The sequence below is a fragment of the Bacteroides gallinarum DSM 18171 = JCM 13658 genome (assembly GCF_000374365.1).
Lineage (GTDB): Bacteria > Bacteroidota > Bacteroidia > Bacteroidales > Bacteroidaceae > Bacteroides > Bacteroides gallinarum.
The window spans coordinates 51357-63276 of the sequence record NZ_KB894141.1; the positions used below are offsets into that span (position 1 = coordinate 51357).

Consider the following 11920-nt stretch of genomic DNA (forward strand, 5'->3'; position numbering starts at 1 on the left):
TCTTCGACAAAAGTGCGGCATTTTTGTTACGATAGAGTGAAACAAGTATTACATTACAGTTACAAAATCCCGGTTTCGGCGGTCAATTCCTATATCTGTAAGGGGGCATGTCGCGGGAATACGATTCCCGGTTTCTGCCCTTGTGCTGGCAATAAGACAGGCGGTTTTCCGTTCGGTTTCTTACCCTATACGGAAAGTTAACTCGGTTGTCCTGACGAAGTTAACAGAGTGCGGTGCGGCAAGTTAACATCATTGTACCGATGAAGTTAACTTTATGCGGCTTATGATGTTAACTCTTTGTTTGCGGCATCCGGTTTTGGCACTATTTGTCCGTACCGGGAATAAATAAGGACAGCCGGTTGCAACGGATTGGCTGTCTTTGCGTATCTTTGTATTGTTTTAAGGCGGATAGCTGTATGAAGGAATTAATGGATATAATGAGGCGGAAACAATATAAACGGCATGTGCCGCTGGCGGTCGTTGTGCTGGCGGTCGTAATCATCGGGTCGGTCTGGCTGAATGTTGCCCCTTTCCGCTCCGGTTTTGAGATAACGGACGAACTGGGCGGTAATATCTTCCCCTCCAGTATCTTGTCTGTTGCTACAACGGATGCTCAGGTTATCGTACCGGCCGATTCGATGTTCGTGGGAAATCCCAAATCTTGCATCTCGGTGAAACTCCGTTCTGCGAAGGCTTATAGCCGGGTGAGGGTGGAGGTTGCGGAAACACCTTTCTTTTCACGTTCCGTCTCGGAGTTCGTATTGGCTAAGCCGCGTACCGAATATACCATTTATCCCGATATCATATGGAATTACGAAGCTTTGAAGAATAATAACCAGGCGGAACCGATAAGCGTTGCCGTTACGGTGGAGATGAATGGCAAGGAGTTGGGGCAGCGGGTGCGTACTTTCTTCGTGCGCAGTATCAATGAATGCTTATTGGGATATGTTACGGGAGGTACGAAATTCCATGATACCGGCATATTCTTTGCCGCTTACGTCAATGAGGAAAATCCCATGATAGACCAGTTGCTGCGCGAGGCGTTGAACACCCGTATCGTGAACCGTTTTCTCGGCTATCAAGGCAGTCCCGAGGCTGTCGATAACCAGGTTTATGCTTTATGGAACGTCCTGCAGAAGCGCAATTTCCGGTATAGCTCCGTTTCCAACACGAGCTTGTCCAGCAATGTGGTTTTCTCTCAGCGTGTCCGCACGTTCGATGACGCCTTGGAGTCTTCGCAGATAAACTGTGTGGACGGGAGCGTGTTGTTTGCATCTTTGCTCCGTGCCATTAATATGGAACCGATACTGGTGCGTACGCCCGGACATATGTTCGTCGGTTACTATACCGATGCAAGCCATAAAGATATGAGGTTTCTCGAAACCACTATGATTGGCGATGTCGATTTGGATGATTTCTTTCCTGACGAACAACTGGATTCTACTATGGTGGGTAAAACACAGAATCAGATGTCCCGTATTACCTTTGATAAGTCCAAGGAATATGCGGGCAGGAAATATAAGGAGAATGAAGAAGGCATCCATTCGGGTAGATTGAATTATATGTTCCTGGAAATATCCAAGGATGTAAGAAGGCGGATACAGCCGATTGGGAAATAAAGCGGGGAAGTTGCCGGTGTAGCAATAGTACTTTTTTAACACAGAGGGGACGGAGTTTCACGGAGGTCACAGAGTTAGTTCTCCGGGAACTTTGTTTCTGATAAGTCAGGATGTGTCCTGCCCCCGGTCTTTTTTTGTTTTCTTTCCCCTGACATTTTGTTTTGTTTGAATATTTATTTTCAATCATTAACAAAACTCCCTTCTTGTCGGTAAATTTCTATTCCCTGCGAAATGTCCGCTTGCCTATGCAGACTGATAATTTGTCTTATTATAGTGTTGTAAAACAGATGTATATGTTGTTTTAAAGCCATGCTTGTTTATTAAACATACTCCCCGTATGTATATAAAATAATAAGGTTTATTGTTTTATATTTGGTAACATTACGGAACCATAAAAACAAATATATTAATATTTATTTAATATATTTTAATCTACACCCTCTTTGATTTGCTAAATTAATTTATAAATTTGCAAACAAATCCAAATAAAATAGAGCTTATGAAAAGAAATTATTGCTTATCATTAGTGTTGCTTGCATTGTTTGGGATGTGTGCGCCATACTCGGCTATTGCCGCTGATAATGCGCCAAGTTCCCGGAGTACTCAGCAAGCTAAGACAATCACAGGTAAAGTGGTGGATGTTGCGGGCGAACCGATTATCGGAGCCAGTGTATTGGTGAAAGGTTCCAGCACAGGTTCTGTTACCGACATCGACGGAAAATTTTCGGTAGAAGCTCCGGTGGGTAGCACATTGGTAGTCTCGTTTGTGGGATATGCTACGGCAGAATTGAAGGTCGGGACGGCGACGGACTACACTGTTACCTTGAAAGACGATACCCAGTCGTTGAGCGAAGTCGTCGTAACGGCTATGGGTATCAAGAAAGAGAAAAAGGCTTTGGGCTATTCGGTTTCAGATATTAACTCGAAAGAGCTGATGAAGAATAAGCAGACGAATGTGGTGAACTCCCTGGCAGGTAAAATCCCCGGTGTGAATATCACCCAGGCGGGCGGTGCTGCGGGCGCCGGTTCCAACATCGTAATCCGCGGAGGTAACTCTGCCAGCGAATCCCGCGACAACCAGCCTTTGTTCGTTGTAGACGGTATTATCTATGATAACTCTACGGTAAATACGGGTAACTCCAGCACGGACGGCATGACGAAGACGGCAACGACTTTCAGCAACCGCGTAATGGATATCAACCCCGAGGATATCGAGAGCATGTCCGTATTGAAAGGCGCTGCCGCTGCTGCATTGTACGGTTCGCGTGCGGCCAACGGCGTTATCATCATTACTACCAAGAAAGGCGAGGAAGGGGCTGTAAGAGTAAATGTAAGCAGTAAATATACATATTCATGGGCTAACAAATTACCGGAAGTTCAAAATCTGTACGGCCGCGGAGAGTATAACACTTCCGGGAGCTTCTTAAATAAGACAATGGATTCCTGGGGCGACAGGATTGACGGCGCCACTTATGATAATATAGGCGATTTCTTCCAGGGAAGCAGCGTTTGGGATAACAGCGTAAGCGTATCCGGCGGTAGCAAAACCGGCTCTTTTTATTTATCGGGTTCCAATTACCACCAGTCCGGCATCATTCCTACGACGGGGTACGACAAGACGACTTTCCGTTTCAACGGCGAGCAGAAATACGGTATCCTTACGGTAGGAGCCAACGTTTCGTATTCGCAGGCAAGTACCGACAAGACCCTGACCAGCGCAGGTTTGTACGGACAGGGCGGCAACGGCGCCATGACCGCTGTTTACGGGTGGCCTATAGACGACCAGATGAGCCGCTATCTGAACGACGACGGCAGCAAATACCGCATACTGGAAGGGTTGCAGGATTTGGAAGACGATATCGAGAATCCGTACTGGATTTTGAACAAAAATACCCTGGGAGACGAGACCTCCCGTTTTACAGGCGCCCTCAACGCAAGCCTGAAACTGACCGACTGGTGGGATGTATCGGCACGTGCGGGTATAGATAAATATACTACCAGCACTAACACGCTTCGCCGTGCAGGCGGCGCCGTCAAGCAGATATACCAGAACGGTTATATGTCCAAAGGCGATGTGAACTATCAGTATATCACGACGAATGTAATGTCTAATTTCCACAAGACTTTCGGCGATTTCGACCTGAACCTCCTGGTAGGTACTACTACGGAAGCCACGAAAACCACGAACAACACCCGTTGGGGATATAATTTCGTTACGGAAGGGCTTTACAGCTTCAACAATATCATTAAAGCCAACCAGTATTTCAAGGAGAGCACGGTACGTAAACGCATGGTAGGCCTTTATGGAGAATTCCGTGCTTCTTACAAGAATATCGTTTATCTGACAGTGACCGGACGTAACGACTGGTCTTCCACGCTGCCGGTAGACAACCGTTCCTATTTCTACCCTTCCGTAAGCGGTTCATTCGTGTTCACCGAACTGTTGCCGAAGAACGACGTGCTTTCGTTCGGTAAGATTCGTGCATCCTGGGCGCGGGTAGGTAAGGATGCCGATGCATATTCCTTAGGATATTATATGTGGCCGGTAGCTACCCTGAACGGCGGCAAGTACGGTATGGGCAATAGCTGGACAGGCGGCAGCGTCGGTTTGAAACCCGAGATACAGGACTCCTACGAATTCGGTTTGGAGATGCGCTTCTTCAACGGCCGTTTGGGATTCGACTATACCTACTACCAGAGCAAGACGAAAGACCAGATTTGCGCACCGCGCCTGGCACAGTCTACGGGATATATCTTCCTCACCCTGAACGGCGGCTCGGTAGAAAATAAGGGTATGGAACTCTCCATTACCGGCAAGCCTGTCGTTACAAGGGATTTCCAATGGGAAGCGACCTTGAACCTTTCCGGTAACCGCGGTCGTTTGGGCGACTTTATCGACGGTGTGGATGTTTTCTATGTAACGGATGCCCAGATAGGTGCGGCTAAGGCCGGTTCGATACCCAACGGAGGTTATTTCCTGGGATTGACGGGTAACAAGTACCAGACAGCCCAAGGTCCCGACGGCAAGACGTACAATGTAATCGATACATCCACCGGCTTGTATAAGGATACGCAGGTCGAAACCAATATCGTGGGTAACCGCGAGCCGAAACTGATAGGCGGTTTCAATAACAGCTTCAGTTATAAGAACTTCAACCTTTCTTTCTTGCTCGACATACGTTTGGGTGGCGATATTTATAACGGAACCGAATACTATCTCGTTACGAAAGGACTGAGCACGAAGACGGCGAACCGGGAGTCCGTATCGTTTACGGGCGTCGTCAATACGGGTACTACCGCCAATCCGGCTTACGAAACCAAAACGATTACTTATAATGCCAATGAAACCTATCAGGTGGGCAACTCCACCCGTTCCGGTAAGTACATGATTCAGGAATATTATAAGAATTATGCGAAGAATGCCTATAACTTCATTACCGATACCAATTGGCTGCGTCTGCGCTCTATATCTTTGTCCTATGATTTCAAGGACTTGTTGAAGAAGCAGAACATAATCAAGGGACTGACTGCCACGGTTACGGGAACCAACCTGTTTGTATGGACGAATTACAAGGGTATGGACCCCGAGACATGCGTTTCCGGCTCCGGAACCGGAGGCTCCGGCTCTGCCGGTATCGACTATTGCGGTGTTCCGGCCACTGCCGGCATGTCGTTCGGTATTAATCTTACATTCTAATAACAGACTTAAAAAGATAAGAGTATGAAGAAACTAATACATATTGCACTTGGCTTGGCGCTTGTGTTCGGAATGTCTTCTTGCGAGGACTACTTGGATGTGAATACAGACCCGGATAATCCGGTTGCCGAAACCGTATCGCCGCAGCTCCGTCTGCCGTGGATACAGAACTATTACGCTTATGCGTGGGGTACGGCAAGCATGCGTACCAATACGATTGCCGGCATTATGACGCAGACTTCCGGTACGGCTGCCAACAGCCTGCTGTCGTCGTGGAATCCTGCCCAAAGCTCGTGTACCACTATCTACCAGAATTTTTATCTGGGTGCAGGTGTAAACATCGAGGCATTGATTGATAAGGCGGAGGCGGAAGGAGCCTATCATTACGAAGGCGCAGCTTACTGTATCAAAGCTATGGGATTTATGATGATGCTCGATTTGCACGGCGAGTTGCCGGTGCGCGAAGCATTCATAGGCAAGACCGACCCGGCTTACGACGACGGTAAGGCAATGTACGAGCTTTGCATGGGCTATTTGGATAAAGCCATTGAGAATTTCGGCAAACAGCAGAATGCCATTGCCCCGGCATTGAGTGAAGGCGATTTGTGGAACGGCGGAGAAGTCTCCAAATGGCTTAAATTGTGTTACGGTCTGAAAGCCCGTTACCTGCTGAAACTGTCTAAGAAAGCGGATATGTACGACCCGGAAGCCATTTTGGCCGCACTGAACGCAGCTCCCCAGTCGAATGATGACAATACCATTATGAAACATTATAACGTAGAGGGCGATGAAGTCAATTTCACGGTGAGCGACCCTTACCAGGCTTCCGTAGTCTGGGACTGTACCGGATACGGCGGGACGCAACGCCTGACGCGCTGGTATGTTAACCTGCTTACTAATAAGTTTACAGGCGGTTCGGGGCTGGACGACCCCCGTTTGTCCAAGCTGGTTCCTGCCATGATGAAGAATGTAAGATTGAATGCAGACGGTAAAATCGTTGCCGGGAATTACGACTGGGCACGCGATGCCGGGGTAGACGTGATACACTCCTCTACACGTGCGGACGGAGGTCCGGTGGCAGCATTGTTCGTAACGGGTGGGGAAACCGGTTACAATAAGGAGAAGAACGGCTTTGCGATAACTTACGACTTGTCCAAGGCAGACAACGACACCAAGGCGAAATTCATTGCCGATGCCCGTGCCATACACGAAACGACGGTGGACGGAAACACGGTGACCGTGCTTTACCAGAAAGGCTCCGCTTATTGCAATACCAAGGACTATAAACGTGCGGGCGATACCATTTACGTGAATTTACGTTCCAACGGTATGGCAAACAGCGGACGGAGCACTACGGATATGTATTATTATACGGATGCCAAGTACGATTACGTAGGCGGTACGGGTACGTTCTACGCACGTCCCAATTCGGACTCCGATATCCTTACTTATTCTGAAATGTGCTTTATCAAGGCGGAAGTCCTATTCCGCAAGGGAGATACCGACGGCGCGTTGAGCGCTTACCGTAAAGGTATCGAAGCCAACTTCGACCGTATGCAGGAGAAGCTGAACGCATGGAAGGCGGAAGGCACGACCAATCCGGACCAGTTGCCGATGCCCGACAATGCCAAGAGCTCGTATATGGGCAGCGCTTCCGTATGCCAGCATGCAGCCTCCCTGACCCTGTTCGAAATCATGCGCCAGAAGATTATCGCCATGGGTATTAACATAGAGAACTGGAATGATATGCGCCGTTTGGATTATGACTATGTGGACTATGACCGTCCGTACGATTTTGCTGCCGTGAGCAAGATTGTAGGTACTTCCAAGAGCGACCCTACCTATTGGTTCCGCCGTTTCAGCCAGAGTACCCACGAAAGCAACTATAACCTGACCCAACTGAAAGCATCCAACAAGCAGGCTATGACAGACCCGATATGGTCGTGCCCGGTTTGGTGGGACTGCACGACGGACAGCGAATACTACGGTTATATTAAGTAAACGATAACCCCGTTGGTTTATAGAATGTTAAATTAAATATCTTAAAATCTTGATGTGCATATTATTTCATTGATTATCTTTGCACTCGAAAAAGTAGGATATTAAGATATGATTAAAATATTGGAGACCTATATAGTCTTCATTCATAGATGATGATTGGAACAGCCGGTTCGTGAGAATCGGCTGTTTTTGTTTCGATTGTTTGCATATCAACGGCGGTAATGTTACTTTTGCAGGAAGAAGTTATGCCGGAGGTTACCGCAGATTGCGCAGATACACACGAGCCCGATTGTAGCCCGTTGATTGCCAGCTCCGATAATCCGTGAGTGTCCGTAGGGACTGCGGCAGGAAAACTTCCGGTACAGATTCAAGATTAGTCAATACGAGTATGGAGCAAGGCAAGAAATTTATTTCTCCCGGAGCATGGTTCTCTATGGTTTATCCGGCAGACTGGAACGAATTCGAAGACGGGGAAGGCTCTTTCCTGTTTTATAACCCTAATGAGTGGACAGGTAATTTCCGTATATCGGCTTATAAAGGAAACACTACATACGGTAAGGAAGCCGTAGAGCAGGAACTGAAGGAGAATACCTCGGCAGCGCTCGTAAAGGTAGGTCGCCTGGACTGTGCATACAGCAAGGAGATGTTCGAGGAGGAAGGGGGTTATTACACCTCTCATCTTTGGGTTACGGGAATAGACGATGTGGCATTCGAATGCTCGTTCACGGTACGTAAAGGGGGAGCTGCGGCAGAGGCGGAAAATATAATAGCTTCATTGGAAACCCGCCTGGCGAACCGGAAATACCCGGCGGAAATAATCCCGGTACGTCTTTCCGAAATCTACCGGATAAACGAGGCGTACGAGTGGGTGAGCACCACGGTGAAAGAGCAACTGAAAAAGGATTTCCAGGGACAGGAAGAAGATATCGCCAATATGCAGCAAATCATGGATAGCGGCAGTATCGGCGCCAAGAAGAAAGAGGCATGGCTGGCGTTGGGCATTACGCTTTGCGTCATTCTGGCTAATGAAGTGGACGGATTGGAGTGGCGTACGCTGATTGACGGCAACCGCGAGGACCCCGTTCTTCTGAACCTTGCAGACGACACCGTGATAGACCCGATGAAACTGGTATGGAGCAAGGTGAAAGCCGGCGAAACCTGCAACTTGGCAGACGTCTATAAGAACCTGCTTTCGTAATCTTTATCCTATAAATGGGGGCTGTCTGCATGGCGGCTCCTGGTTTTCAACTCTCAATACAATACAGTAAGCTTTGGCAACAGTAAATTCAATTCTTCAGGTAGAGAACCTCACCAAGTCGTTCGGCGACCTGGTACTTTTCGAGAATATATCCCTGGGCTTGTCCGAAGGGCAGCGTGTAGGGCTCATAGCCAAGAATGGCAGCGGCAAGTCTACATTGCTCAATATCCTTTCCGGAAAAGAAGGATACGATGAGGGCGTCATCTCTTTCAGGCGCGGCATAAGGGTAGGCTATCTGGAGCAAGACCCCCAATATCCTGAGGAGCTGACGGTATTGGAAGCGTGTTTTCATCATGGCAACAGTACCGTAGAGCTGATTAAGGAATACGAACGCTGCATGGAAACGGAGGGGCATCCCGGGCTGGACGGTATCCTGGTGCGTATGGACCACGAGAAAGCCTGGGAGTATGAGCAGAAAGCCAAGCAGATTCTTTCGCAGCTCAAAATCCGCGACTTCAACCAGCAGGTAAAGTCCCTCTCCGGCGGGCAGTTGAAGCGTGTGGCGCTTGCCAATACGCTTATCACCGAACCCGATTTCCTGATATTGGACGAGCCTACCAACCACCTGGACCTCGATATGACCGAGTGGCTGGAAGACTATCTGCGCCGTACCAACCTCACCCTGTTAATGGTAACGCACGACCGTTATTTCCTCGACCGTGTCTGCTCGGAGATTATCGAGATAGACAACCGCCGGCTATACCAGTATAAGGGCAATTACAGCTATTACCTGGAAAAGCGCGAGGAACGCATGGAAGCCAAGACAGCGGAGATAGAACGCGCTAACAACCTGTACCGCACGGAACTCGAGTGGATGCGCCGCATGCCGCAGGCGCGCGGGCATAAGGCACGTTATCGCGAGGAGGCTTTTTATGAGTTGGAGAAGGTAGCCAAGCAGCGCTTCAACAACGATAATGTGAAACTGGATGTAAAAGCGTCCTATATCGGCAGCAAAATCTTCGAAGCGGAGCATCTCTATAAGTCTTTCGGCGATTTGAAAATACTGGACGACTTCTCTTATATCTTCGCCCGTTATGAAAAAATGGGTATCGTGGGAAATAACGGTACGGGAAAGTCCACCTTCATCAAGATACTTATGGGTCATGAAAAGGCGGACAGCGGTACGTTGGATATCGGCGAAACCGTACGCTTCGGCTACTATTCGCAGGACGGCTTGCAGTTCGACGAGCAGATGAAAGTCATCGATGTAGTGCAGGACATTGCAGAAGTGATAGAGCTGGGCAACGGTAAGCGCCTGACGGCATCGCAGTTCCTGCAACATTTCCTCTTTACCCCCGAGACGCAGCACAGCTATGTGTATAAGCTGAGCGGGGGCGAGCGTCGCCGCCTCTATCTGTGTACGGTGCTGATGCGCAATCCTAATTTCCTGGTACTGGACGAGCCTACCAACGACCTCGACATCGTTACGCTGAATGTGCTCGAGGAATATTTGCAGAATTTCAAGGGGTGCGTGATTGTGGTGAGCCACGACCGCTACTTTATGGACAAGGTGGTAGACCATTTACTGGTATTCAACGGGCAGGGGGATATTCGCGACTTCCCCGGCAACTACACCCAGTACCGCGACTGGAAAGATGCGAAGGCTTCCCTGGAAAAGGAAAAAGAGAGGGAGGCGGCAAAAGCCCAGGAGGAGAAAACCGCCAAGGTACGTTTGAACGAGAAGCGGCGTATGTCCTTCAAGGAAAAACGCGAATTCGAACAGTTAGAGCAGGAGATTGCCGCGCTGGAAGCCGAAAAGCAGTCTATCGAGGAGGCGTTGTGCAGCGGTACATTGTCTGTGGATGAACTGACGGAGAAGTCGAAGCGCCTGCCGGAGTTGGCAGACCTGATTGATGAGAAAACGATGCGTTGGCTGGAGCTGAGCGAAATAGAACCGAATTGATGTTCGGGTCGATAATGAACTGATTAAAAGACGATAGGATGAGAAGAAGCGGAAATCTGACGAATTATCATAGTCACAGCCTGTACTGTGACGGACGTGCCGGTATGGAGGACTTTGTGCGGTTTGCCCTGAGCGAAGGATTTACTTCGTATGGCTTTTCGTCCCACGCCCCGTTGCCTTTTTCTACGGCATGGACAATGGAGTGGGACCGCATGGACGATTACCTTATGGAGTTCCGCCGCCTGAGAGCCAAGTATGCCGGCCGGATAGAGTTGTATATCGGTTTGGAGATTGATTACCTGAATGAGGAAAGCAATCCGTCCGCCACCCGTTTCCGGGAACTTCCGCTGGATTACCGCATCGGCTCCGTACATATGTTATACAATGATAAGTCCGAAGTGGTGGATATAGATGTGCCTGCCGATGCCTTCGGGCAAATAGTAGACGGGCAGTTCGGCGGCGATTTGGAGTGGGTGGTACGCTCGTACTACGGACGTTTGAGGCATATGCTGGAATTAGGAGGCTTCGACATAGTGGGGCATGCGGACAAGATGCACTACAATGCCGCCTGTTACCGTCCCGGCCTGCTCGATGAACCGTGGTACGATACGCTTGTCAAAGAGTACTTCGAAGATATTGCCCGACGCGGCTACCAGGTGGAAATCAACACCAAGGCTTATCACGATTTGGGTACTTTCTTCCCGAACGTGCGTTACTTCTCGTTTTTGCATAGCTTAGGCGTCCGCGTCCAGGTAAACAGCGATTCGCACTATCCGGAACGGATAAACAGCGGCCGCCCAGAAGCATTGCAGGCGTTGAAAAAGGCTGGTTACGAAACTGTAATGGAGTTGTACGGCGGGGCTTGGCAGGAAATGCCGATAGTCGGGTAAGGCTCATTTGTTGTTGTTTTTCCGGTTATTGGGCATATACATTTGTGGCCACGGAATATTTTCTACTCCGTCGCCTATGTAGAAGCCTAAATGCGGCGGTTGGTTATAACCTACGTTTTGCCATGCAATGCCCAGTCTGTATACGGGGTCGTGCATTAAAGTGTATAAACGATGCCGTGTCGGAATGGTGGTGGTATAGATACGGAGTTTGCCGGGGTCTTCCGCATCGCAGAAAATGATTTCTTCACGCCAGTCACCGAACAAATCGGCGCTGAGGTTGGGTGTCCGCTTTGTTCCGTTACAGTGCATCGCTCCGGGGAATTTGTTGATAGTTACCGCTTCTTTGCCATTCCATTTTGCAAGGTTAGTGCCATTCAGAATTTCATCTTGTAGGGACATTCAGTAAATAATATAAAATCAGCCAACTAATTCATACACAAAATATTGCGAATTAGCTGGCTTTTTTGTATCTTTAGGTATTCCCCCGCAAATAAGGTTTGAAGGCCAAAACGGGGGAAATTCCCCGACTAAGATATGGCTAAGATACAAAAT

General features: G+C 48.8%; 7 protein-coding genes. 6 read left to right on the plus strand and 1 reads right to left on the minus strand.

Annotation, left to right across the window (positions count from 1 at the left end):
* Nucleotides 1–416 precede the first annotated feature (416 nt).
* The 6 genes from C233_RS0114655 (at nt 417) to C233_RS0114680 (ending at nt 11368) form a co-directional block, all read left to right on the plus strand.
* Nucleotides 417–1619 carry a hypothetical protein gene (locus C233_RS0114655; protein ID WP_025068940.1) on the plus strand — a complete coding sequence of 401 codons (1203 nt, stop codon included), beginning with the start codon at nt 417–419 and terminating at the stop codon, nt 1617–1619.
* Between the two features lie 499 nt (nt 1620–2118).
* Nucleotides 2119–5316 carry a SusC/RagA family TonB-linked outer membrane protein gene (locus C233_RS0114660; protein ID WP_026314875.1) on the plus strand — a complete coding sequence of 1066 codons (3198 nt, stop codon included), beginning with the start codon at nt 2119–2121 and terminating at the stop codon, nt 5314–5316.
* A 24-nt stretch (nt 5317–5340) separates the two neighbouring features.
* Nucleotides 5341–7317 carry a SusD/RagB family nutrient-binding outer membrane lipoprotein gene (locus C233_RS0114665; RefSeq protein ID WP_018668330.1) on the plus strand — a complete coding sequence of 659 codons (1977 nt, stop codon included), beginning with the start codon at nt 5341–5343 and terminating at the stop codon, nt 7315–7317.
* A 388-nt stretch (nt 7318–7705) separates the two neighbouring features.
* A complete protein-coding gene (locus C233_RS0114670) occupies nt 7706–8515 on the plus strand; it encodes a DUF3805 domain-containing protein (protein WP_018668331.1) in 810 nt (269 codons plus the stop codon).
* A 73-nt stretch (nt 8516–8588) separates the two neighbouring features.
* Nucleotides 8589–10478, plus strand: coding sequence for an ABC-F family ATP-binding cassette domain-containing protein (locus C233_RS0114675; protein WP_018668332.1), 1890 nt, complete (start codon nt 8589–8591; stop codon nt 10476–10478).
* Nucleotides 10479–10516: 38 nt separating this feature from the next.
* On the plus strand, nt 10517–11368 hold the full coding sequence (locus tag C233_RS0114680) for a histidinol-phosphatase (protein WP_018668333.1): 852 nt from the start codon (nt 10517–10519) through the stop codon (nt 11366–11368).
* A 3-nt stretch (nt 11369–11371) separates the two neighbouring features.
* On the opposite strand, the gene C233_RS0114685 is transcribed toward C233_RS0114680, so the two are convergent.
* Nucleotides 11372–11767 carry a rhamnogalacturonan lyase family protein gene (locus C233_RS0114685; protein WP_018668334.1) on the minus strand — a complete coding sequence of 132 codons (396 nt, stop codon included), beginning with the start codon at nt 11765–11767 and terminating at the stop codon, nt 11372–11374.
* Between the last annotated feature and the right edge of the window lie 153 nt (nt 11768–11920).

Coding starts and splice junctions, on each gene's coding strand:
- C233_RS0114655 (WP_025068940.1), top strand. CDS start 417: ATGAAGGAATTAATGGATATAATGAGGCGGAAACAATATAAACGGCAT.
- C233_RS0114660 (WP_026314875.1), top strand. CDS start 2,119: ATGAAAAGAAATTATTGCTTATCATTAGTGTTGCTTGCATTGTTTGGG.
- C233_RS0114665 (WP_018668330.1), top strand. CDS start 5,341: ATGAAGAAACTAATACATATTGCACTTGGCTTGGCGCTTGTGTTCGGA.
- C233_RS0114670 (WP_018668331.1), top strand. CDS start 7,706: ATGGAGCAAGGCAAGAAATTTATTTCTCCCGGAGCATGGTTCTCTATG.
- C233_RS0114680 (WP_018668333.1), top strand. CDS start 10,517: ATGAGAAGAAGCGGAAATCTGACGAATTATCATAGTCACAGCCTGTAC.
- C233_RS0114685 (WP_018668334.1), bottom strand. CDS start 11,767: ATGTCCCTACAAGATGAAATTCTGAATGGCACTAACCTTGCAAAATGG.